Here is a 21,263-nt window from a genome sequence, read left to right on the forward strand (position 1 = left end):
AAAACGCTCGGCTGGGAAACCCCAGCCGAGCGTCTCGCTAAGCTCCTGGCCACAGCCAGTTGATCACTGTGTTGCTTCGACCCCTGGAATTCGCCATCACGGCTGGGGGCCTTTCGCCTGTGTGCGCGACGTCTCGTCGGTGCTGCCGGTACGTGGCGACCGTCACCGTTCCGCCTTTATCACCGCCGCCCGGTTCCTGTCGCGGTGAAGCCGAACCAGGCGGCGATCCTGCGGGTGACGGCGATCATTCGACGCATGCGGAATCCCTTGTGCTGCATGGAGGTTGGGGACAGGTCCGAGGGCTGCCCAGGGGTGGGGCGCCGCACGCGTGATTCACCCGAAAGAGAGGAGGAGAGTTGTGACGCGGGCCACGTTGCATGCGTGTTTCGAGGGGCGATCGGGCACACTGGAGCAAGAGCTTGAACTTGCAAGTAATGATTAGGGGTACCTAACCTGGTCCCCTCGTCGTTTCCTGTCCCCGACACGAGGAGCAGTCCCCATGCCCCCCACCACCGCTCCCTCCCCCTCGGCCTCCGCCGCGGGCTCCGCTTCCGGATCCGCCGCCGGCACGGCCGGTGCCCCGGCGATCGCCGAGCGGCTCGACGCCGCCCGGCCGTACGTCCTGTCGGCCTTCCGCGTCGTCGTCGGCCTGCTCTTCGCCTGCCACGGCGCGGCGTCCCTGTTCGGCGTGCTCGGCGGCGCCGCGGGCACCCACGGCGGCACGATCGACGCCGGCACCTGGCCCGGCTGGTACGCGGCCGTCATCCAGCTCGTCGGCGGTGTCCTCGTGCTGCTCGGCGCGGGCACCCGCACCGCCGCGCTGATCTCCTCCGGCTCGATGGCGTACGCGTACTTCGACGTGCACCAGAGCATGGCCCTGTGGCCGATACAGAACGGTGGCGAGGCGTCCGCGATGTTCGCGTGGGCGTTCCTGCTGATCGTCTTCACCGGTCCCGGCGCGGTCTCCCTGGACCGCCTCCTCCGCCGCGACCGCTGAGCCCAGGCCGGGGCCCGGCACCCGCCGGGCCCCGGCCGCACATCGAGCAACACCCCAAACCGCAGCAACACCGGCACGTGATTACAGCAACATCACCGGCCCCCGGCACACGTCACAGGAACCCCCAGGCGTACGCTGTGCGGTTGTGAAGGCCGCCCCTGCCGCTCCCCTGCGACGTCGCGGCGGGGGACCGTACCGGGAGATCAGGACGTGCTGGAGCAGTTGGGGTCGTTGGCCGACACCCCATGGATCTATGTGATCGTCGGGCTGTCCGTGCTCCTCGACGTCTTCCTTCCCGTGCTGCCCAGCGGCGTGCTGGTGATCACCGCCGCCACCACGGCCGCGGGCTCCGCGGCCGACGCGGTCGGTGACGCCGCCCGGGGTCATGCGGGCTTCCCCGAGATGTTCGCGCTCGTGATGTGCGCCGCGACCGCCTCCGTGCTCGGCGACATGGTCGCCTACCGCCTCGCCTGGCGCGGCGGCGACCGCTTCGACCGCGCCATCGCCCGCTCGCGCCGTCTCACCGCCGCCCAGGCCAAGCTGGGCACGGCGCTGCTGCGCGGCGGCGGGCCGCTCGTGGTCGTCGCCCGGTTCGCGCCCGCGGGCCGGTCGGTCGTCAGCATCGGCGCGGGCGTCCTGCACCGCAGGGTGTCGGAGTTCCTGCCGTGGTCCGCGCTGGCCGGACTGACCTGGGCGGCGTACAGCGTGAGCCTGGGCTACTTCGGCGGCCAGTGGCTGGGAGCCACCTGGGTCGGCACGGCCGTCTCCGTCTTCGCGCTCTTCGCCGCGGGGCTGGGCGCCGCGTTCGTCGTGAAGCACCCCCGCCACCGCGAGGCATAAGCGCAGTAGCGCCCGCTCCGCAGTCGTCCGTATCTGGTCCGTACCAATGCCCGAGGGCGGCGTTCCGCATCCGTACGGATCTCCCTACGGGCCGCCACCGCCCGCCCTACCGCATCCGGCGGGCCACCTCTCCGCGCAGGGCGCGCCCGCAGTTCCGCGCGTACGCCTGCTGGACGGCCGGCACCAGCGGCCCGGCGCACCGGGTGAACCAGGCCGCCGGGCGGCTGAACGCCGTCACGGTCAGCCACACCTCTCCCGCGTCGTCCAGCGTCACGAGGAACGCCTCCTCGCCGCGCTCGGGGTGGCCCGGCAGCGTCCCGTACGCGAAACCCGCACGGCCCGGCTCCGCCACGGTCCACACCACGGCGCACGTGCCCGAGACACGCAGCGGGCCCGCGCCGAGGGACACGGTCACGGTGACGCCGGGCGCGGCCCGCGGGGCGTCGGTGATCCGCACCCAGGGCATCGCCCGGTGCATGCCCCAGGACAGCAGCACGTCGGCGGCCGCCTCGAAGCAGGCCCGGCCGTGTCCCACGCGGGTGGGCACCCGCAGCCGGTGGTAGCCGCCGGGCGGCGTCCCGCCGGGTGCCGTGGCCCCGACCTCCGGATAGGTGAACGTCGTCATCCCGTCCAGTATCGGGGTGCCCGGTAACGGGCGGCGGCCCGGCTCCCCTTCGGGGGAACCGGGCCGCCGTGGTTCTGCTCGGCGGATCCCTTAGTGGACCTTGCGGAAGGAGTCCTTGTCGAAGGCCGTCAGGCCGTTGGCCCACAGGGAGTTGACCCGGCTTCTCTCCTGCGTGTTCGGGTACGGGTTGGTGCAGGACGGGCCGGGGCCGCCACCGGACATCAGCTCGCTGCACGGACCCTGGTAGTGGTCGGGCAGCCCGAGGACGTGCCCGGTCTCGTGCGCGGTGACGCGGGTGGAGTCGTACTGCTGGTTCTGCTGGTAGTCGAGGAAGATGTAGCCGCGCCCGTGGCCGTCGGTCTGGGCGTACGAGCCGCGGGAGTCGTTCCCCTCGTAGTACGAGAAGTCGGCGTTGCCGCCTGCCCGCAGCTGGACGTTGCGGACGGAGCTGTTCCAGATCTGTGCGGCGTTGGCTATCTCCTGCTGGAAGCTGGGCGCGTTGCTGGGGTCGTAGGTGACCGTGACGGTCTGCAGCCCCGGCGACTTCGCGGCCTTGGCCTTCGCGGACTTCATCACGGCCTCGAAGAAGGCCTTGTTGCCCGCCTGTTCGGCCGCCGAGCCGACGTACGACGAGCGGGTCGTGGTGTGGTCGGCTGCGGGTGCCGCGGTGGCGGGCACGGACATCGCCGCCGCCAGACCGAGACCGAGGGCCGCCGAGAGCACCATCGTGGAGCGATTCATGTGGGGGACTCCATTCGTGCCGAGGACGTACGGCCGTACCGGTGGGAAGTCGGCCGCTGTCCGTCGGGTGAACTGTTGGTCCCGGGCAGTCTCTGACGAGATATCAGTGGTACGGATGATGCCAACTGGCGATAGGACGATCCAATCGCCTACCCTGCCCCCCATGTGCCTGGTGTGACATGCGAGGTGCAGTTATGCTCCCCCCGTGGAGCTCGAGGTCAGGCACCTCCGCGCGCTTTGCGCCATCGCCGACACCGGAAGTGTGCGGAAGGCCGCGCTCCGGCTCGGCATGACACAACCCTCGCTGACCACTCAACTCCGGCGCATAGAAGGGGCCATCGGCGGCCTCCTCTTCACCCGGGGCCAGACCGGCAGCCGCCCCACCCCGCTCGGACACACCGTGCTGCTCCGCGCACGGCCCATCGTCGCCGAGATGGCCGCGCTGGTGACCGCCGCACGCGACGCCGCCGTCGGCGCGGGCGGCGCGCGGCTGAGAGTGGGCAGCGTCGGCAGCCGGGTGGTGACGGGATGGCTGCGCCGCATCCACGCCCGACTGCCCGATACGGATATCACCATCCATATAGAGGTATCAGCGAACACTCTGCTCCAACTGCTCGCCACCAACCAGCTCGACGTGGCCTTCGTCCACGAGACCGAGGGCTTCCCGCTGACCGTCCCGGCGGGCGTCGAGCGGCGCGTCCTCACCGCGCGGGAACCCAGGTTCGTCGCCCTGTCCGCCGGGCACCCGGCCGCCGCCCTGCCGGAGGTGCGGCTGGCCGAACTCGCCGACGACTGCTGGATCGTGGACCCGACGGCCGACGACGAATGGGCGGCCCTGCGGCATGCCTTCGCCTCGGCGGGCCACAACCCCCGCCTCATCCACGTCCGCGACAACACCACCGCCGCGGACCTCGTCGCCTCGGGCGAGGCGGTGCTCCCCTGTCAGCCCACCGCCGAACCCGCCCCCGGCACGGTCATCCGCCCCCTCCACGGCGACCCCCTGACCTCCGGACTCTCCCTGGCCGCCCGCTCCTGCGCCCTCCCCCCGCAGGAGCTCGACGCCCTCTTCGCGGACCTGGAGGCGGCGTACACCGACGCGGCGGCGCGCAGCGTCGCGTACCGCGCGTGGCTGGATGACAGGGGAGGGCCGCTGCTGCGGGGGTGAAGGGCCGTTCCGCCGAAGGCCCTTGGGGGTCAGCAGGTGCCGAGGATCCCCGTCAGCGCGTTCTTCTCCGCCGAGTCCACCGTCAGCCCGTAGTAGTGCTTCACCGTCACCCACATCTCCGCGTACGTGCACCCGTACGACTTCAGCGGCGGCATCCACTTCGCCGGGTCCTTGTCGCCCTTCGCCTGGTTGACGCGGTCGGTGACCGCGATCAGCTGTGGCCGGGTGAGGTCGTTGGCGAACGCCTGGCGCTGCGCCGTGGTCCAGGCACCGGCCCCGGAGCGCCACGCCTCCGCGAGCGGCACGATGTGGTCGATGTCGAGGCTCTGGGCATCGGTCCAGGTCGCGCCGTCGTACGCGGAGTGCCAGGTGCCGGAGACGGCCGCGCACTTGGCGTCCTGCCGGACGCCGTCGCCGTCGCGCTCGAGGACGACCTCGCGGGTGTTGCACTGCCCGGACTGGGTGATCCAGTGCGGGAACTTGGCCCGGCTGTAGCCGTCCAGCGTGCCCTCGGGCTTGACGGTGAGCTCGCCCAGGTACGTACGGGCCGTGCCGGCGTCCGGCGGGCTCGGCGGCGCGGCCTGCGCGGCGGGGCCGTTGAGGACGAGCGAGCCGACGAGCGCGGCGAGCCCGCCCACGACGGCTGCTCGACGCGCGTAGACGGAGCGCGGGGCGGTGGAGACGCGTATTCCGGGCATGGTGGCTCCCTTTGAGGTGGGGGCTGCGGCCGTGTGACGTACGGCCACGATCGTGGCGAGGGGTGTCCGGGGGGTGATCTTCAGGTAACAGCGTGACGACGCGGTCATGCCAACGCAAGGGGTGTGCGGGCGGCGATTCGCGCCGATTCATATGGACACGCCACCAAGACCGCTCGGACGCGGGCGAGTTCACCGACCGTAGGGTGGCCGCGTGCTCGCCGCCGCAGCGCTGCTGCCCGTCAACACCACCCTCGGAGTGGTCCTCGCCGTCCTGCTCGCCGCCGCCGTGGCCGTCGCCGCGCTCGCCCGGCTGGCCGACGGCCGGGAGCGCGGCTACGCCCGCGCGATCGCCGTCGCCGGACTGCGCGCCGCTGTCCAACTGGCCGTCGTCTCCACCCTCATCGGCTGGGTCGTCCACGCGGTGCCGCTGCTGCTGTGCTTCCTGCTGCTGATGTACGTGGTGGCCGTGTGGACCGCCGGGCACCGCGTCACCGACAACGGCACCCGGTGGTGGACGGCCGTGCCGATCGCCGCGGGCGTCCTGCCCGTCGTCGTGGTGCTGCTGCTCACCGGGCTCGTCCCCCTCAAGGGCGTCGCCCTGATCCCGGTGACCGGCATCCTCGTCGGCGGCGCGCTGACCGCGACCGTCCTGGCGGGCCGGCGGGCGCTGGACGAGCTGCGCACCCGGCACGGCGAGGTGGAGGCCGGGATGGCCCTCGGGCTGCCCGACCGCGACGCCCGGCTGGAGATCGCCCGCCCGGCGGCCTCCGACGCGCTGCTGCCGGGCCTGGACCAGACGCGCACCGTGGGACTGGTCACACTCCCCGGCGCGTTCGTGGGCATGCTGCTGGGCGGGGCGTCACCGCTGCTCGCGGGGGCGGTCCAGCTGTTCGTGCTGGTCGCGCTGCTGGCCGTGCAGGCGGCGGCGGTCGCGGTGGTGCTGGAGCTGATCGCGCGCGGCCTGCTGCACCGGGAGGGCGGCGACGGGCGGTGACCCGGACCCGTCGCGTACCCTGGTCGGAGCAGAAGGGGAGTAGCTCTTCGCCGGACCGTCGACATACTGCTGGGCTCGCCCCGGCCGGCGCCCGGAGGCAGACGGTTTTCCGTCGGCCAGCGAGACCTTCGGCCGCAGTGTCCATGACGCTGCCGTGCCGAAGCGACCCCTGGAACTCCCGCTGGTCTCTCGGTACGGCAGTCCCGACCGATTGAGGTACCGCCCCCGTGTTCAGCTTCACCGTCGCAGCCCTGGTCTTCGGCGTGATCTTCCTCGCCGAGCTGCCCGACAAGACGGCCCTGGCCTCCCTGATGCTCGGCACCCGCTACCGCGCCTCGTACGTCTTCGCGGGCGTCGCCGCCGCCTTCCTCGTCCACGTCGTCCTCGCCATCGCCGCGGGCAGCCTGCTGACCCTGCTCCCGCACCGCGTCCTCCAGGTGATCGTCGGCCTCGCCTTCCTCGCGGGCGCGGCCGTGCTCCTCTTCAAGAAGGACGACGACGAGGAAGAGACCGCCAAGCCCGCCGACCAGTCCTTCTGGAAGGTCTCCGGCGCGGGCTTCATGCTGATCCTCGTCGCGGAGTTCGGCGACCTCACCCAGATCATGACCGCCAACCTCGCGGCCCGCTACGACGACCCGGTCTCGGTCGGCGTGGGCGCGACCCTGGGCCTGTGGGCGGTGGCGGGCCTCGGCATCGTGGGCGGCCGCACGCTGATGAAGCACGTCCCGCTGGCCCTGATCACCAAGGTCGCGGCGCTGGTGATGCTGGCGCTGGCGGGGTTCAGTCTTTACGAGGCGGTTGTGGGCTGATCCGCTCAGCTCTCGCCGAGGAGGTTGGTGATCAGCTTCCGCAGCCGTCCCTCACGGACGGCCGCCACGCCGTGGACGAGCTGGGCGCCGTAGACGACAGCCGTCCCGGCGGGCGGGGCGCTGGTCCAGCGGGTGCGGGGGACATGGCTCAGCGTGGCGGTGGCCTCGGGCCCGGCGTGGTGCGATATCTCGTGGGCGAAGCGCGTGCCGGGCACGAAGCCGCTGCCTGGCCCCGCGACGCGCTCGGTCCACAGCGCGTCGGAGGAGGCCGTCTCGACGTAGAACTCACCTCCACGTTCGGCCTCTTGGAGGTGGAAGGCGACTCGTGCGACCCGCTGCGGCCGCGCGTCGGGTTCGCCCACACCGTGGAGGTGCGGCTCGATGCGATCCCCGGGGCCGAGGTCGTGGTAGTCCCACGGCGTGGCGCCGGCCACGGACGGGAACACCCGGCGTATGGCGGGCAGTGCCCGTTCGATGCCGACGGCCAGGATCTCCTGGACCTCGTCGGGCGCGACCAGGCCGTCGCTGGGCCGGGCAGGTGTCCAGCCGGTGGCCACGAGGTGCTCGTCCAGGAGCTTGGTGAGCCGGTCGCTCTCGTCGGGGGTGAGGAAGCCTTCGACGGTGTGCACAGCCAGGGTCTCGGTCATGTGGATCACGATCGGACTCCTCTCGTCGCGTGCGGCACTCACGGAGAACGGTGCCTCGCATTCCAGCGCGGGACGGCCGGGTTGCCAAGTGCCGCGCCGGAGCGGGCGGAGGCAGAGGGGGCGCACGCGGGCACGGTGCGGGGCGTGCGGATGGCTTGCCCCTGGACGCCGCCGCGCTCCTGATGCCTGACCGCCAGCGGTCAGGGCCTACGTGGCGTGCGCCGTGTTGAAGTGAGTGCTGAGCTCGTCCAGAACGGCCTGTGTGCGGGTGCTGTCATCGGTACGTTGCGCCCACGTCAAGGCGTTGCCGAGCCTGACGCATTCGGCACAGCCGGGCTCCGGTGGCCTGGGCATGGCGGGAGGCCCGCTGCTGTGCGGCAGGGGGACGAAGGGCGAAGGGAACATCAGGGGAATCAGCATGACGAGTGCCTCTCGTGCGCTGGGATGAGAGCAATCGGCGGCTCGGGTCCGGATGTCGCACGACCCGGCGACATCTCTAGAGATGTCATCAAGTGAAGCCAACGTCTCTAGAGACGTCAATCCCTCTCTGGGGTTGTCCGGTGAACCCGCGTCCGCATCATCGGGGCACTGCCCTTTACGCTGTCCGGAGAAGGAAGAGGTGATCACTCGATGGCCGACCGGGGCGCTGGCCGCCAGCCCAAGTACCAGCGGATTGCCGCCGATCTGAGAGAGGCGATCCAGGCCGGCGAGTACGGTCCCAGCGGTCGGCTGCCCGGCGAGAACGAGCTGATGGCCACGTACGGCGTGGCCCGCATGACGGTTCGCCAGGCCCTGGGGCTGCTGCAGAGCGAAGGGGTGGTCGAGGCCCGAAAGGGCGCCGGTGTCTTCGTCCGGTCGTTCCGTCCGCTCAGACGCAGGGGCATCCAGCGGCTGGCCGAGGAGACCTGGGGTGCCGGGCGGTCCATATGGTCTGCCGACATCGAGGATCGCGTGCTTGTGGTGGATCGGGTGGAGGTCACGGAACGAGCGGCGCCGGACGAGGTGGCCGCGGCGTTGGGCCTGGCCCCGACTTCCACGGCGTGTGTGCGGAGCAGGCGCTTCGTCCTTGATGGCAAGCCGGTTCTGATTTCCACCTCGTACCTGCCCGCCGACCTCGTGGCCGGGTCTCCCATCACGCGGGAGGACACCGGTCCGGGCGGCACGTACGCACGCCTGGCGGAACTCGGCTGCAAGCCTGTTCACTTCCGGGAGGAAATCCGCTGCCGCATGCCGTCCGTCGACGAGTCCGAGCAGCTCGGGCTCTCGCCCGGGACGCCGGTCATCCTGATCTGCCGGACTGCGTTCGCCGAGGGCGGCAGGGCCGTTGAGGTCAATGAGATGACACTCGACGCGGCGTCGTATGTGCTGGAGTACGAGTTCGACGGCCAGGGCTGAGTAGTCTCACGCTCGTGAATGGGCCGTCCGCACCACTTCATTCCGTTTCCGTGGCAGGCGCTGTCGTCCGCGACGACGGCCGCATGCTCGCGATCTGCCGTGCCGACAACGGGCGATGGGAACTGCCCGGCGGCGTGCTGGAGATCGAGGAGGCGCCGGAGGCCGGGGTCCGCCGTGAGGTGTGGGAAGAGACCGGCGTCGAGGTCGAGGTGGAGCGGCTGACCGGTGTGTACAAGAACATGACGCGCGGGATCGTCGCCCTCGTCTTCCGCTGCCGCCCCGTGGGCGGCACCGCGCGGCCCTCCGACGAAGCCGCTGACGTGTCCTGGCTGGCCCCTGACGAGGTGGCCTCGGTGATGACGGAGGCGTACGCCGTGCGACTCCTGGACGCGATCGGTGACGATGCTCCGCATGTCCGTGTCCACGACGGGCAGAGGTTGGTGGGTACCGCGACTTGAGGGGGCAGCGAACATGGCCGCAGGCTTTGCGCTGGTTGTACGTTTCACGCTGCATGACGCCGATGCCGCATGTGGCTTCGACGAGTTGGTGGCGCGCACCGTGGACGGGATCCGGGCCCACGAGAGCGGCACGGTCGTGTACGTGAATCACCGCGTGCCCGGCGAGCCGAATGTGCGGGTCTTCTATGAGCTGTACGAGGACCGGGCCGCGTTCGAGGCCCATGAACGGCAGCCGCACACCCGGCACTTCCTCGAAGGGCGCGAGAAGTTCGTGGTCGACGCAGAAGTGACGTTCCTGGAGCAGATCGACGGAAAGGTCTGACGGGGTCGGCCCGCGGCGCTCAGGCCCCCGTCACCCCGTCGATCCCCTCGCGCAGCAGATCCGCGTGCCCGTTGTGCCGTGCGTATTCGTGGATGAGGTGAAGCATCACCAGCCGGAGCGAGACGTCCTCGCCCCACTTCGGGAAGTAGCCCGTCACATCGAGGGATTCCGCGGCCTGTTCGATGCGGCGGGCGTGCTCGACCTCCGCTTGCCAGGCGGTGAAGGCCTCCGGGCCGGTGGACGCGTCCGCGTCGAACGCCTCCTGGTAGTCGCCCTTGTCGGACCAGACGTGCGGGATGTCCTCGCCGTCGATGACGCGGCGGAACCAGGTGCGCTCGACCTCCGCCATGTGCCGCACCAGGCCGAGCAAGGTGAGCGTCGACGGGGGCATGGAGCGACGGCGCAGGTCTTCGTCCGTCAGGCCCTCGCATTTCATGGCGAGGGTCGCGCGGTGGTAGTCGAGGAAGGCGCGCAGGGTCTCGCGCTCGCCGCCGGTGAGGGGCGGGCCGATGCGGTCGCTGGTGATCATGGGGTCAGCCTAGGAGGCGGGCCCGCCGCGCGTCAGCCCTCGATGCGCAGCGCGATCCCGGTTCGACAGTCCGGGCATGACGATTTCGTCATACACTGCGCTTATGGCGATCACTGCGAAGCAAGAGATCTACCAGCACCTGCGTGCCTTCGCCGAGCATTTCACGCCGCCCGCACCCTTCAGCCCGCACGTCGAGATCAGCGAGGGTCAGATCATCATGATGATGAGCCCGGCGGGTCGGCATGACCTGGCGGCCTCGCGTATCGAACGCCAGCTTCAGCCGCAATTGCCCGACGGAGTGATTGCCACTACGTCCGGTGACATCGAAGAACCAGGTCTCGGGCAGCTGCGACGGCCCGACGTTCTTGTCCTTCCGGAGGCGGCCATGGACACGGAGGGTGCCATCAGTCCTCGTACCCTCCTCGCTGCCGTCGAGATCGTCTCCCCGTCCAACCCCGAGAACGACTACGAGAGCAAGTTGCGGCACTACCCGCAGCTCGGCATCCCTCATTATCTGATCGTCGACCCTCGTGACGGCACTTGCGTGCACCACTGGGTCATCGGGGTCCGGGAAGGAACTCCTGTGTACGAAGCCCGCGTTCCGTACGTCTTCGGCGACAGGATCGCCGTTGGCGAGTGGGTCATCGACACGGGCGTACTGCCTCGCTACAGCCAGGACTCGTGTTGATCGCCGCTGATCTCGTTCGCGCCCGGCGGATGGAGTTGGGTCTCTCCCAGGCCGAGCTCGCCGCCCGCGCGGGGACCGGGCAGGCGTTCATTTCCCGTGTCGAGTCCGGGAAGATCACTCCCACCATCCCCGTCCTTCAGCGTCTGGCGACTGCGCTGGAGTGCGATGTGGTCCTGGACTTCTCGCCGCGCCGTTGACCCTTCCGGGTTCAGCCCCCGACGCGCAGCACGATCCCGCCGTCCGCCGCGGTCTCGACCCGTACGTGGGTCAGGTCCGGGACGGCGACGTCCGGGCCGTGGGCGGCCGCGCGGGGGCCCACGCCCACGACGCGCATGCCGGCGGCCTTGCCCGCCGTGATGCCCGCTTCGGAGTCCTCGAAGACGATGCAGTCCGCCGGGGCGAAGCCGAGGTGGGCGGCGCCCTTGAGGAAGCCCTCCGGGTCCGGCTTGCTGGCGCCCACGGACTCCGCGGTGACGCGGACGTCCGGCATCGGCAGCCCGGCGGCGCCCATGCGGGCCTCGGCGAGGCCGCGGTCGGCGGAGGTGACCAGGGCGTGGGGGAGAGTGGCGAGGGCGGCCATGAAGGCGGGCGCGCCCGCGACCGGGACGACGCCGTCGACGTCGGCGGTCTCCGCCGCGAGCATGCGGCGGTTGTCCTCGTGGTTGAGCTCCATGGGGCGGTCGGGCAGCAGGACGGCCATGGTCGCGTAGCCCTGGCGGCCGTGCACGACCTTCAGCACCTCGGTGGCGTCCAGCCCCTGTTCCTCGGCCCAGCGGCGCCAGCAGCGCTCGACCACGGCGTCGGAGTTGACGATCGTCCCGTCCATGTCCAGGAGCAGGGCGCGGGCGGTGAGCGTGGTCATCGGCGACTCCAGACGCGGGAAGAAGACAAGCGGCTCCGCCCGCCGGTCAGGGAATACGGGCGGAGCCACTTTGTTCCTTAACGATACAAAAAGTCGCCCGGAACCTCCAACAGCCCAGGTCCGGCCGTGATCGCCGGCCGGGGGAGGGCTGCCAATGGCCTACCCCGGCGGGCCGGGCGCGCCGATCCGGAACACGATGGGAAGCGGACAAGCCGGCAGCCGCAGCACGAGCCGCAGCACTCACGAGCCGCACCCCAGGAGTCAGCCCATGGCGGACGACACCCCGGGCCCTTCCGTGGCCGCCGCGGAGCCCGTGCCCGTACCCGGTGCGGGGCAGTCGCGGCGCACCGTCCTCGTCGCGATCGGGGCCCTGCTGCTCGGCATGCTGCTGGCGGCCCTGGACCAGACCATTGTCTCCACCGCCCTGCCGACGATCGTCAGCGACCTCGGCGGCCTCGACCACCTGTCGTGGGTCGTCACCGCCTACATGCTCGCGTCCACGGCCGCGACCCCGCTGTGGGGCAAGCTGGGCGACCAGTACGGGCGCAAGAAGCTGTTCCAGACGGCCATCGTCATCTTCCTGGTGGGCTCCGCGCTGTGCGGACTCTCCCGGAACATGGGTGAGCTCATCGCCTTCCGCGCCCTCCAGGGGCTGGGCGGCGGCGGGCTGATGGTGCTGTCGATGGCGATCGTCGGGGACATCGTGCCGCCCCGCGACCGCGGCCGCTACCAGGGGCTGTTCGGCGCGGTCTTCGGCGGTACGAGCGTGCTCGGGCCGCTGCTCGGCGGGCTCTTCGTCGACAATCTCAGCTGGCGCTGGGTCTTCTACATCAACCTGCCCATCGGCGTCGTCGCGCTCGCCGTGATCGCCGCCGTCCTGCACATCCCCGTCCGCCGCACCCCGCACCGCATCGACTACCTCGGCACCTTCCTCATCGCCGCCGTCGCCACCTGCCTGGTGCTGATGACCTCGCTCGGCGGCGTCACCTACCCGTGGTCGTCCTGGCGGATCATCGGCCTCGGGGTGCTGGGCGCGGCGCTGCTGGTCCCGTTCGTGCTCGTGGAGCGGCGCGCCGCCGAACCCGTACTGCCGCTGAAGCTGTTCCGCATCCGCACCTTCGCGCTCTGCTCGGTGATCGGCTTCGTCGTCGGCTTCGCGATGTTCGGCTCCATGACCTACCTGCCGACGTTCCTCCAGGTCGTGCAGGGCGTCTCGCCCACCCTGTCCGGTGTGCACATGCTGCCGATGGTGGCCGGGATGCTGATCTCCTCCACCGCCTCCGGGCAGATCGTCAGCCGCACCGGCCGCTACAAGGCCTTCCCCATCGCCGGGACCGGCGTGACCGCCATCGGCCTGCTCCTGCTGCACCGACTGGATCCGGCCAGCGGCACCGCCGAGATGAGCGGCTATTTCTTCGTCTTCGGCTTCGGGCTCGGCCTCGTCATGCAGGTCCTCGTGCTCGTCGTGCAGAACGCCGTGGGGTACGAGGACCTGGGCGTCGCCACCTCCGGTGCCACCTTCTTCCGCTCCATCGGCGCGTCCTTCGGCGTCTCCATCTTCGGCACCATCTTCACCAGCAGGCTCGGGCCCCGGATCGCCGACGCCCTCGCGGGCACGCACCTGCCGCCCGGCGTCACCCCGGAACGGCTGAAGTCCGACCCGCGGGCCGTGGCCACCCTGCCCGCCGGGCCGCGGGCGGGCGTGCTCGACGCCTACTCCACGTCGATCACCGACGTGTTCCTGTACGCGGTGCCCGCCGTGCTCGTGGCCTTCGCCCTCGCCTTCTTCCTGCGCGAGGAACCGCTGCGGGGCAGCGTCACCGCCCCCGACACCAGCGAGGTCCTCTCCAGCAACCCCGTCGAACGCTCCTCGCGCGAGGAGTGCGCCCGCGCCCTGTCCCTGCTCGGCAGCCGCGAGGGCAAGCGCCGGATCTACGAGGAGATCACCGCCCGCGCCGGGCTCGACCTGCACCCCGCCGCCAGCTGGATGCTGCTGCGCATCAAACGCTACGGCTCCGCCGAACCCGCCCTCCTCGCCGAGCGCGTCGACATCCCCCTGCACGTCATCACCGACGCGGTCCGGCAGTTGGAGGCCCGCGGCCTCGCCGTGCGCGACGGACTCCCCCTGACCCTCACCGACGAGGGACGGCGGATCGCCGAGCGCCTCTTCGAGGCCCGCGAGCAGTCCCTCGCCGAACTCCTCGGCGACTGGTGGTCGAAGGACCGCCCCACGGACCTCCGCGAACTCGTCCGCGAACTCAACACGGAGCTCTGCGGCTCGGACTCCGAACAGCCCCACAACGGCCCCGTCAAGGGCGACCACGACCCCCGGCCATGACGCCGCGGGGACACGTCCCGGCCGGTTTCCCTACCGATTCCGGACAGCCGTGGCACCGTGGCAGGTGACCCGGGGGTGACCTGCGTCCGTACTCCAGGACTCAGTAAGGTCTCAAAGAGCTCTACGAGGGTGACCCGGCTTGGCGACTGGAGGAGCGGCGGGGCGTGGCGAATGCGGAGAGGGGCGGGCTGGCGAGCCTGCCGAGGGCAGGGTCACGAACCGGTATGGCCCTGGCGGCGCTGTGGCTGCTCGCGGGTCTGCTGGCCGTCCGGCAGGCCGCGGCCGTGCTCCGGCTGCCCCCGGACCGACGCCTGACCGACCTCGAACGATGGATCGGTGACAACGGTGTCCTCCATGTGAAGGGCTCGCTGTACGACACCGACAGGTTCACCGGCACCCCCTTCGCGGGCCTCGTGCTCAAACCGCTGACCAAGGCCGCCGAACACAGCCTCGGCATCGGCTGGACGCTCGGCACCCTGCTGCTCGTCGTCGCCCTCGCCCTCGTCGCCGCCCGCTCCCTGCCCGCCCCGGTCAGCCGCCGCACCGCCCTCCTCGCGGCCCCCGCGGCGATCATCCTGGCCGTGCTCTCGCTGCCCGTGCGCAACACCTTCACCCTCGGGCAGACCAGCATCATCCCCGTGCTGCTGGTCCTCCTCGCCTGCTGCCCGCCACGCCTCGCGCGCGGCTCCGGCACCGTCGCGGGCCTCCTCGTCGGACTCGCCGCCGCGCTCCAGCCCGCCGTCCTGCTCTTCGGCGTCCTGCTCCGGCTGACCGGCCGCCGCCGCGCCGCCGCCTCCACCGGGATCACCTTCGCCGTCTGCACCGCGGTCGCCTGGCTGGCCATGCCGGACGACTCCCGGACGTACTGGACGCACCACATCGCCGGGGCCGGCCTCGGCGAGGCGCCCGACGGGCTCGCCAACCAGTCCCTGCACGGCCTGCTGCTCCGTGTCGGCCTGCACGGCCCCGCCGAACTCGCCCTCCACGGCCTGCTCGCCGTCGCCGTCGCCGTCATCGGCCTGCGCCGCGCCGCCCGCTACGCCCTCGACGGCCAACTGCTCCTCGCCACGGCCGTCACCGGCTGCGTCGCGGTCGCCGTCTCGCCCACCGCCTGGCAGCACCAGCAGCTGTGGATCCTGCTCGCCGTCGTCGGCCGGGTCGGCAGGCGCCGCGCCGACCGGCTCGTCTGGCCCGTCCTGGTCGTCCTCGTGATGACGCTGACCAGTACGGTCCTCATGCCCGACAACCCCGTCCTGCGGCCCGTCGGCGACAACGCCCCGCTGCTCGCCGCGGTTATCGCCGCCTGCATGGTGCCGTTCCTGGAGCGCACGTCGCCGCTGTGGGAGCGGCCGGAGCCGACGCCGGTCACCGAGCCGCAGCCGGGCCGCTTCTCCTGGATCCCGCTGTTCCCCTTCTGGCGGCGGCCGTTGACCCGGCCGAACGTGTTCCTGGAGCTGATGCTGATACGGGTCGGCTACTTCGCCTACTCCTTCATCCGCGCCAGCGCCCCCGACGAGCGGTCCCTCGCGGAGTCCCACGGCCGGCAGATCCTCGGCGTCGAGGAGTTCCTGCACATCGACGTCGAGCACGGCTTCAACCACTTCGTGGCGAGCGTCGACCGGCTCGCCGACGCGATGGACTACTACTACGGCACCTTCCACTTCCTGGTGCCGGTCTCCCTGCTGGCCTACCTCTATGTGCGCCGCCCCGGCACCTACCGCTGGGCGCGTACCGGGCTGTCCCTCGCGACGCTGATGGCGCTCGTCGGCTTCTGGGCCTACCCGCTGGCCCCGCCGCGCCTGATGCCGGGCCGCGGCTTCATCGACACCGCCAACGGCCCGCAGGATCTCGCCAATCCGGACTTCGGCGCGCTGACCGAGCTGTCCAACCAGTACGCGGCGATGCCGTCGCTGCACATCGGCTGGTCGCTGTGGTGCGGGATCGTGATCGCCACCGTGGCGCCCAAGGTGTGGATGAGGTGGCTCGGCATGCTCTACCCGCTGATGACCCTCTCCGTGATCATCGGCACCGCCAACCACTACGTACTGGACGCCGTCGGCGGCGCGCTCGTGGTGACGCTGGGCTTCGCGATCCAGTACGTGCTGACCGGGCCGGGGCGGCGGGCCCTCGGGAAGGTGCCCGGGGCCCGCGCCGAGAGCGACCCGCTGCTCGCGGGGGAGACGCCGGGCACGACGGAGCCGGCGCGGGCCAAGGGCTGAACGCCCCCGCCCCGGCCGGTCCTTCCATCCGTACGGCCCGTACGGCCCGGCTCAGCCGGTCACCGTGATCTGCTGGGACGGGTCCGTGACGTCCGTGACCTGGTAGGTCGCGTTGAACACCGAGAACGTCGCCGCCGTCGGGCAGCCGAGGCCGCCGGTGACCTGCACCGGGACCGTGCCGTCGGTGACGGTGAGGGTGGACGGCGAGCCGTTGGCGAAGGTCGTGTTGAGGTTGGCCGCCGCGGTGGGCGCCGCCGTCACCGTGCAGTTGGCCAGGCCGGTGGTCTGGAGGACGAAGCCGCCGCTGGGGATGGTGAGGGTGGCGGTGGGCGTGTCCGCGTTCTGCATGGCCACGCCCCAGGCGCCGGAGGTCGTGACGGACACGGTCACGCCCGGGAGGTTGGCGCTGCACGAGGAGTACGTGGGCGAGTTGAGGTTGCTGACGACCGGGCCCGCGTCGTTGTGGTTGCCGGGGGCGTTCGGTATCTGGTTGTTGGCGTCCCCGCCGCCCGCGGTCGGCTGCGAGCTGGAGACGTTGCAGGTCGCGGTCACGGAGCCGGCCTTGAACGTGGCGCTCCCCGTGAGCGTCGCCGCGAAGTAGTGCCCCGCGGTCGTGACGGTCGTCGACCCCGCGTCATCGATGCTCCGCGCGTCGGCGGTCCCCGCCCAGCTCAGCCCGAGCGCGGCGGCGAAGGCGATTGCGCCTGCGGCGAGCCGGGTGTGGGTGTGGGGGCGGGTGCGGGGGCTACGGGTGGTCATGGGGTCTCCTTCTTTTCGGGGGCGCCTACGGGGGTGCTTCCTGGGGTCGTCTCGCGGCTGCGGGTCGGGGGTGGCTGGTCGCGCCCACGCGGCGGAGCCGCATATTGGAACGCAGCCCCGCGCCCCTTCGGGGGCGCGGCAGGTGGCAGGGGTGCGGCCTCGGGGTCGGGGGTGGGTGCTGGTGTCTCCTGGGGGTCGGGTTCCCCGCCCGGAGGGTCCGGCGGGGCCAGTGGGGTCCAGGCGAAGATCAGTGCCCCGCCGATCACCCCCAGCAGCGTGCCGATCAGGAAGCCGCCGAGGTTGGACATCACCAGCGTCGCCGCGGCGACCATCACGGTGACGATCCCGGCGAGCGTCCGGTACTGCGGTGCGAACCACGCGCTGAGGCCCATCACGATCATCACCAGCCCCATGAGGACCGACGGGATGCCCGCGATCCCCTGGTGCAGCATGATCTTCAGCGGGGCCAGGGGGATGGCGCAGATCTCCGCCCCGGCGAGCGTGGCCGCCAGCCCGCCCCAGAACGGCCGTCCCTTGCGCCACTGGCGCCACGCCGCCCAGGGGTGGCGCCGTGGACGGCCGGACTCGATGCCGGCCGCCACGTCAGAAGCACTCCTGCTTGCCCTTGGCGATGCTCATGTTCAGGCCGGAGAGGGTGAAGGTGCCCGCGTTGGTCGCCCAGGCGACCTGGTGCATGTCGTTGATCTTCACGTGGTCGGCCTGCTGGGCGAAGAGGTCCTGGAGACCCTGCGCGCCCTTCGGACCCTTGTCGAGCGTGGAGGCGTCGCGCCCGATCTCGATGTTCTTGAACTCGGCGTTGCCGCTGAGCTGCGTGGCGTCCAGGAACAGGTCGGACGCCTTGACCGGATCGCTGCCCTGGCCGGCGTGCAGGTTCAGCGAGATGTCGCCGATCACGGGCAGGTGGGTGACCACGGACTGGCAGAGGTTCTTGATCTCCGCCTTCTTGACCGCGGTGACGGCCACGGGCAGCAGCTGGCCCCGGGCGTTGGTGTCGATGCTGCCGTACTGCGCGAAGCCCTCGCCGTCCAGGTTGCCGGCGCTGACCTTGAACTCCTGCCCGGACACGGCGAAGGAGGCCGCCAGCGCCCCGTCGGCCAGCGCGACGGCCAGTGCCGCCGTCGCCGCGAAGCCCGGCACGGCCAGTACGGCGAACTTGCGCCATCTGACGCGTCCTGTCACCTGTCTGCCTTGAGCGTCCTTCATGCTGATGTCCTCTCGGAAGCCGTGGAGAGGTGCGGCGAGCCTCGGCGAGCCCCGGATGGCGCGGTCGCGCGAGCGCGGCACACAACGGGCGTGCATCGGGCGTGCGACGTGTGACGAACGTGCCGTCCCGGAAGGTGTACCCGAGGGTAAGTCCGCCGATGGCCGCGGGCAAGGTGCGGGTACGGACCGAATTCGGTCCGTACGAAGAAAGTTGACGTCACGTCAGACGAATGCGCTCAGCCGTAGCGCACCCGGAGCTCCTTGATGCCGTTGAGCCAGGCCGATCTCAACCTCCTTGGTTCTCCGGCGAGTCGGATGTCCGGCAGGGCGTCCGCGATCGCGGTGAAGATGAGGTCGATCTCCAGCGTCGCCAGGGCCTTGCCGAGGCAGAAGTGCGGCCCGCCGCCCCCGAAGCCCAGGTGGGGGTTGGGGTCGCGGGTGATGTCGAAGACCTCGGGCCGGTCGAAGACCTCGGGGTCGTGGTTGGCGGAGGCGTAGAAGAGCCCCACCCGCTGCCCCGCCCGGACCGTCGCGCCGCCGAGCCCCGTGTCCCGGGTCGCCGTGCGCTGGAAGGAGACCACCGGGGTCGCCCACCGTACGATCTCCTCCGCCGCCGTGGCCGGGCGCTCGCGCTTGTAGAGCTCCCACTGGTCGGGGTGGGTGAGGAAGGCGTGCATGCCGTGGCTGATGGCGTTGCGCGTGGTCTCGTTGCCCGCGACGGCCAGCAGCAGCACGAAGAAGCCGAACTCCTCGGACGCGAGGTTGCCCTCGTCCTCGGCGGCGACCAGGGCGCTGACGATGTCCCGTGCGGGTCGCTCCTTGCGGTCCGCGGCCAGGTTCATCGCGTACGAGATGAGCTCCAGCGCGGCGTTCGCGCCGACCTCCTCCGTGATGGCCAGCTCCGGGTCGTCGTACGCGACCATCTTGTTGGACCAGTCGAAGATCCTCGCCCGGTCCCGCTGGGGGACGCCGATCAGCTCGGCGATGGCCTGGAGCGGCAGTTCGCAGGCGATGTCCGTGACGAAGTCGCCCGTGCCGCGCTCCCGGGCCCCTGCCACGATCGCGCCCGCGCGCTCCCGGAGCGTGTCCTTGAGCGCCCGTATCGCGCGCGGGGTGAAGCCGCGCTGGACGATCTGCCGGACACGGGTGTGCTCCGGCGGGTCCATGTTGAGCATGATGAGGCGCTGTACGTCGATCTGTTCGCGCTCGATGTGCTCGTTGAAGCGGATGACGGCCGTGTTGACGGCGGAGGAGAAGGTCTCCGGCCGGGTGGAGACCTCCTTGACGTCCGCGTGCCGGGTGACCGCCCAGTAGCCGTCGTCGTCGAAGCCCGCCACGCCGTGCGGCTGGGCGACCCACCACACCGGTGCCGTACGCCGCAGCGCGGCGAATTCCGGGAGCGGCACCCGGTGCTGGTAGAGGCCGGGATCGGTGAGGTCGAAGCCCTCGGGCAGCGCCGGGCCGGATGCCGAACCGGGCGCTGGACCGGATGCTGGACCGGACATCGCCCACCACCTCATTTCTGATGGGTCATCAGATGCGCCGAAGGTAGTGACGGGGTCTTGGAGTGGCAAGGGCGGGAACGCCATCTGTTGCGGAGGCGGGGCGTGCGCGACCCTTGCGTACCGAGGGCGGCAGTCATAAGACTGCGAACGGAACTAGAACGCGTACCAGTTCGGCGGGGGAGTGCTCAGGGGCCACCGGGAGGCCCCGGGCGGATCGGCACAGCGCCGGGGGTCGCCGGGACGCCTCCGGATGCCACGAAAGGACGCATCATGGCCGCGGAACCCGTCATCGTCGAAGCCGTGCGCACCCCCATCGGCAAGCGTGGGGGCGTGCTCGCCAACCTCCACCCCGCCTATCTGCTGGGCGAGACCTACCGTGAGGTCCTCGCCCGCACCGGTATCCAGCCCGACTGCGTCGAGCAGATCGTCGGCGGCACCGTCACCCACGCCGGGGAGCAGTCGATGAACCCGGCGCGCACCGCCTGGCTCGCCATGGGCCTGCCCTACGAGACCGCCGCCACCACCGTGGACTGCCAGTGCGGCTCCTCGCAGCAGGCCAACCACCTCGTCGCCAACATGATCGCGGGCGGGGTCATCGACGTCGGCATCGGCTGCGGCGTCGAGGCCATGTCCCGCGTCCCGCTCGGCAGCGGCTCCAAGCACGGGCCCGGCAAGCCCTTCCCCGACGAGTGGAGCGTCGACCTCCCCAACCAGTTCGAGGCCGCCGAGCGCATCGCCCGCAGGCGCGGCCTGACCCGCGAGGACACCGACACCCTCGGACTGCTCTCCCAGCAACGGGCCGCCCGCGCCTGGTCCGAGGAGCGCTTCAAGCGCGAGACCTTCGCCGTGCAGGTGCCCACGACGGAGGAGGAACAGGACGCCGGCCAGGGCATGTGGCGCCTCGTCGACCGCGACCAGGGGCTGCGCGACACCAGCATGGAGGTCCTCGGCGGCCTCAAGCCCGTCATGCCGGCCGCCGTCCACACCGCGGGCAACTCCTCCCAGATCTCCGACGGCGCCTGCGCCCTGATGTGGGCCTCCAAACGCATGGCCCGCGCCCTCCGGCTGCGCCCCCGCGCCCGTATCGTCGCCCAGGCCCTCGTCGGCGCCGACCCCCACTTCCACCTCGACGGCCCCATCGACGCCACCCGCGCCGTCCTCGGCAAGGCGGGCATGTCGCTGCGCGACATCGACCTTGTGGAGATCAACGAGGCCTTCGCCTCGGTCGTCCTCTCCTGGGCCCAGGTCTTCGACCAGGACCTCGAAAAGGTCAACGTCAACGGCGGCGCGATCGCCCTGGGCCACCCGGTCGGCGCCACGGGCGCCCGCCTGATCACGACGGCCCTGCACGAACTGGAGCGCGCGGACAAGGAGTTCGCCCTCATCACGATGTGCGCGGGCGGGGGGCTGGCGACGGGGACGATCATTCAGCGGCTGTGAGGGGGTGA

23 protein-coding genes are annotated in these 21,263 nt (G+C 71.2%); 13 read left to right on the forward strand and 10 right to left on the reverse strand.

Going from position 1 to position 21,263, the window contains the following annotated elements:
- Window positions 1-499: 499 nt before the first annotated feature.
- Both ACWD4A_RS28550 and ACWD4A_RS28555 read left to right on the forward strand, forming a co-directional pair.
- Window positions 500-997 carry a DoxX family protein gene (locus ACWD4A_RS28550; RefSeq protein ID WP_451198308.1) on the forward strand — a complete coding sequence of 166 codons (498 nt, stop codon included), beginning with the start codon at window positions 500-502 and terminating at the stop codon, window positions 995-997.
- A 210-nt stretch (window positions 998-1,207) separates the two neighbouring features.
- On the forward strand, window positions 1,208-1,837 hold the full coding sequence (locus ACWD4A_RS28555) for a DedA family protein (protein ID WP_451198309.1): 630 nt from the start codon (window positions 1,208-1,210) through the stop codon (window positions 1,835-1,837).
- Window positions 1,838-1,943: 106 nt separating this feature from the next.
- Here the strand turns inward: ACWD4A_RS28555 and ACWD4A_RS28560 are convergent, their stop codons facing one another.
- Together ACWD4A_RS28560 and snpA are read right to left on the reverse strand one after the other, a co-directional pair.
- Window positions 1,944-2,462: a DUF1990 family protein gene (locus tag ACWD4A_RS28560; RefSeq protein WP_451198310.1), complete on the reverse strand. Its 519-nt coding sequence runs from the start codon at window positions 2,460-2,462 to the stop codon at window positions 1,944-1,946.
- Between the two features lie 90 nt (window positions 2,463-2,552).
- Complete coding sequence (gene snpA / locus ACWD4A_RS28565) at window positions 2,553-3,203, reverse strand: snapalysin (protein WP_451198312.1); 651 nt, start codon at window positions 3,201-3,203, stop codon at window positions 2,553-2,555.
- A gap of 205 nt (window positions 3,204-3,408) precedes the next feature.
- Between snpA and ACWD4A_RS28570 the strand changes: the two genes are divergently transcribed.
- The gene (locus ACWD4A_RS28570) at window positions 3,409-4,368 is read left to right on the forward strand and encodes a LysR family transcriptional regulator (protein ID WP_451198314.1); all 960 of its coding nucleotides are present in this window, start codon (window positions 3,409-3,411) and stop codon (window positions 4,366-4,368) included.
- Between the two features lie 29 nt (window positions 4,369-4,397).
- Here the strand turns inward: ACWD4A_RS28570 and ACWD4A_RS28575 are convergent, their stop codons facing one another.
- Complete coding sequence (locus tag ACWD4A_RS28575; RefSeq protein ID WP_451198316.1) at window positions 4,398-5,066, reverse strand: HNH endonuclease family protein; 669 nt, start codon at window positions 5,064-5,066, stop codon at window positions 4,398-4,400.
- A gap of 211 nt (window positions 5,067-5,277) precedes the next feature.
- Here ACWD4A_RS28575 and ACWD4A_RS28580 point away from each other — a divergent pair, with 211 nt between their 5' ends.
- Both ACWD4A_RS28580 and ACWD4A_RS28585 read left to right on the forward strand, forming a co-directional pair.
- Window positions 5,278-6,060, forward strand: a complete 783-nt coding sequence (locus ACWD4A_RS28580) for an ABC transporter permease (RefSeq protein WP_451198318.1) — start codon at window positions 5,278-5,280, stop codon at window positions 6,058-6,060.
- Between the two features lie 227 nt (window positions 6,061-6,287).
- On the forward strand, window positions 6,288-6,869 hold the full coding sequence (locus ACWD4A_RS28585) for a TMEM165/GDT1 family protein (RefSeq protein ID WP_451198320.1): 582 nt from the start codon (window positions 6,288-6,290) through the stop codon (window positions 6,867-6,869).
- Window positions 6,870-6,874: 5 nt separating this feature from the next.
- Here ACWD4A_RS28585 and ACWD4A_RS28590 read toward each other — a convergent pair whose 3' ends face one another.
- Window positions 6,875-7,525 carry a hypothetical protein gene (locus ACWD4A_RS28590; RefSeq protein WP_451198322.1) on the reverse strand — a complete coding sequence of 217 codons (651 nt, stop codon included), beginning with the start codon at window positions 7,523-7,525 and terminating at the stop codon, window positions 6,875-6,877.
- A gap of 621 nt (window positions 7,526-8,146) precedes the next feature.
- Between ACWD4A_RS28590 and ACWD4A_RS28595 the strand changes: the two genes are divergently transcribed.
- The 3 genes from ACWD4A_RS28595 to ACWD4A_RS28605 are packed head-to-tail and all read left to right on the forward strand — an operon-like array spanning window position 8,147 to window position 9,691.
- A complete protein-coding gene (locus tag ACWD4A_RS28595; protein WP_451198324.1) occupies window positions 8,147-8,911 on the forward strand; it encodes a GntR family transcriptional regulator in 765 nt (254 codons plus the stop codon).
- A gap of 50 nt (window positions 8,912-8,961) precedes the next feature.
- The gene (locus ACWD4A_RS28600; protein ID WP_451198326.1) at window positions 8,962-9,369 is read left to right on the forward strand and encodes an NUDIX domain-containing protein; all 408 of its coding nucleotides are present in this window, start codon (window positions 8,962-8,964) and stop codon (window positions 9,367-9,369) included.
- A 13-nt stretch (window positions 9,370-9,382) separates the two neighbouring features.
- On the forward strand, window positions 9,383-9,691 hold the full coding sequence (locus tag ACWD4A_RS28605) for a putative quinol monooxygenase (RefSeq protein WP_451198328.1): 309 nt from the start codon (window positions 9,383-9,385) through the stop codon (window positions 9,689-9,691).
- A gap of 19 nt (window positions 9,692-9,710) precedes the next feature.
- Here ACWD4A_RS28605 and ACWD4A_RS28610 read toward each other — a convergent pair whose 3' ends face one another.
- Window positions 9,711-10,220 carry a DinB family protein gene (locus tag ACWD4A_RS28610; protein WP_451198330.1) on the reverse strand — a complete coding sequence of 170 codons (510 nt, stop codon included), beginning with the start codon at window positions 10,218-10,220 and terminating at the stop codon, window positions 9,711-9,713.
- A gap of 103 nt (window positions 10,221-10,323) precedes the next feature.
- Between ACWD4A_RS28610 and ACWD4A_RS28615 the strand changes: the two genes are divergently transcribed.
- Both ACWD4A_RS28615 and ACWD4A_RS28620 read left to right on the forward strand, forming a co-directional pair.
- On the forward strand, window positions 10,324-10,908 hold the full coding sequence (locus tag ACWD4A_RS28615; protein ID WP_451198332.1) for a Uma2 family endonuclease: 585 nt from the start codon (window positions 10,324-10,326) through the stop codon (window positions 10,906-10,908).
- Complete coding sequence (locus ACWD4A_RS28620) at window positions 10,902-11,105, forward strand: helix-turn-helix domain-containing protein (RefSeq protein ID WP_451198334.1); 204 nt, start codon at window positions 10,902-10,904, stop codon at window positions 11,103-11,105. The genes ACWD4A_RS28615 and ACWD4A_RS28620 overlap by 7 nt, the downstream gene beginning before the upstream one ends.
- A gap of 11 nt (window positions 11,106-11,116) precedes the next feature.
- Here the strand turns inward: ACWD4A_RS28620 and ACWD4A_RS28625 are convergent, their stop codons facing one another.
- On the reverse strand, window positions 11,117-11,770 hold the full coding sequence (locus tag ACWD4A_RS28625; protein ID WP_451198336.1) for an HAD-IA family hydrolase: 654 nt from the start codon (window positions 11,768-11,770) through the stop codon (window positions 11,117-11,119).
- A 268-nt stretch (window positions 11,771-12,038) separates the two neighbouring features.
- Here ACWD4A_RS28625 and ACWD4A_RS28630 point away from each other — a divergent pair, with 268 nt between their 5' ends.
- A complete protein-coding gene (locus ACWD4A_RS28630) occupies window positions 12,039-14,108 on the forward strand; it encodes an MFS transporter (protein WP_451198338.1) in 2,070 nt (689 codons plus the stop codon).
- A 224-nt stretch (window positions 14,109-14,332) separates the two neighbouring features.
- Entirely contained in the window at window positions 14,333-16,327 is a 1,995-nt protein-coding gene (locus ACWD4A_RS28635; protein ID WP_451198374.1) for a bifunctional glycosyltransferase 87/phosphatase PAP2 family protein, read from the forward strand.
- A gap of 51 nt (window positions 16,328-16,378) precedes the next feature.
- On the opposite strand, the gene ACWD4A_RS28640 is transcribed toward ACWD4A_RS28635, so the two are convergent.
- From ACWD4A_RS28640 to ACWD4A_RS28655, 4 genes are all read right to left on the reverse strand, one after another.
- Window positions 16,379-17,086, reverse strand: coding sequence for a hypothetical protein (locus ACWD4A_RS28640; protein ID WP_451198340.1), 708 nt, complete (start codon window positions 17,084-17,086; stop codon window positions 16,379-16,381).
- Window positions 17,083-17,688 carry a DUF6114 domain-containing protein gene (locus ACWD4A_RS28645; protein WP_451198342.1) on the reverse strand — a complete coding sequence of 202 codons (606 nt, stop codon included), beginning with the start codon at window positions 17,686-17,688 and terminating at the stop codon, window positions 17,083-17,085. Before ACWD4A_RS28645 ends, ACWD4A_RS28640 begins: the two co-directional genes overlap by 4 nt.
- A 1-nt stretch (window position 17,689) precedes the next feature.
- Window positions 17,690-18,310 (reverse strand): DUF6230 family protein, encoded by a 621-nt coding sequence (locus ACWD4A_RS28650; RefSeq protein ID WP_451198344.1) that lies wholly within the window; start codon window positions 18,308-18,310, stop codon window positions 17,690-17,692.
- 236 nt (window positions 18,311-18,546) lie between these two features.
- Window positions 18,547-19,815: a cytochrome P450 gene (locus ACWD4A_RS28655; RefSeq protein WP_451198346.1), complete on the reverse strand. Its 1,269-nt coding sequence runs from the start codon at window positions 19,813-19,815 to the stop codon at window positions 18,547-18,549.
- Between the two features lie 270 nt (window positions 19,816-20,085).
- Between ACWD4A_RS28655 and ACWD4A_RS28660 the strand changes: the two genes are divergently transcribed.
- Entirely contained in the window at window positions 20,086-21,255 is a 1,170-nt protein-coding gene (locus tag ACWD4A_RS28660; protein WP_451198348.1) for a steroid 3-ketoacyl-CoA thiolase, read from the forward strand.
- Window positions 21,256-21,263 lie beyond the last annotated feature (8 nt).

This window comes from Streptomyces sp. NPDC002537, assembly GCF_053594975.1.

Coding starts and splice junctions, on each gene's coding strand:
- ACWD4A_RS28550 (WP_451198308.1), top strand. CDS start 500: ATGCCCCCCACCACCGCTCCCTCCCCCTCGGCCTCCGCCGCGGGCTCC.
- ACWD4A_RS28560 (WP_451198310.1), bottom strand. CDS start 2,462: ATGACGACGTTCACCTATCCGGAGGTCGGGGCCACGGCACCCGGCGGG.
- snpA (WP_451198312.1), bottom strand. CDS start 3,203: ATGAATCGCTCCACGATGGTGCTCTCGGCGGCCCTCGGTCTCGGTCTG.
- ACWD4A_RS28575 (WP_451198316.1), bottom strand. CDS start 5,066: ATGCCCGGAATACGCGTCTCCACCGCCCCGCGCTCCGTCTACGCGCGT.
- ACWD4A_RS28595 (WP_451198324.1), top strand. CDS start 8,147: ATGGCCGACCGGGGCGCTGGCCGCCAGCCCAAGTACCAGCGGATTGCC.
- ACWD4A_RS28605 (WP_451198328.1), top strand. CDS start 9,383: ATGGCCGCAGGCTTTGCGCTGGTTGTACGTTTCACGCTGCATGACGCC.
- ACWD4A_RS28610 (WP_451198330.1), bottom strand. CDS start 10,220: ATGATCACCAGCGACCGCATCGGCCCGCCCCTCACCGGCGGCGAGCGC.
- ACWD4A_RS28615 (WP_451198332.1), top strand. CDS start 10,324: ATGGCGATCACTGCGAAGCAAGAGATCTACCAGCACCTGCGTGCCTTC.
- ACWD4A_RS28625 (WP_451198336.1), bottom strand. CDS start 11,770: ATGACCACGCTCACCGCCCGCGCCCTGCTCCTGGACATGGACGGGACG.
- ACWD4A_RS28630 (WP_451198338.1), top strand. CDS start 12,039: ATGGCGGACGACACCCCGGGCCCTTCCGTGGCCGCCGCGGAGCCCGTG.
- ACWD4A_RS28635 (WP_451198374.1), top strand. CDS start 14,333: ATGGCCCTGGCGGCGCTGTGGCTGCTCGCGGGTCTGCTGGCCGTCCGG.
- ACWD4A_RS28640 (WP_451198340.1), bottom strand. CDS start 17,086: ATGACCACCCGTAGCCCCCGCACCCGCCCCCACACCCACACCCGGCTC.
- ACWD4A_RS28650 (WP_451198344.1), bottom strand. CDS start 18,310: ATGAAGGACGCTCAAGGCAGACAGGTGACAGGACGCGTCAGATGGCGC.
- ACWD4A_RS28655 (WP_451198346.1), bottom strand. CDS start 19,815: ATGTCCGGTCCAGCATCCGGTCCAGCGCCCGGTTCGGCATCCGGCCCG.
- ACWD4A_RS28660 (WP_451198348.1), top strand. CDS start 20,086: ATGGCCGCGGAACCCGTCATCGTCGAAGCCGTGCGCACCCCCATCGGC.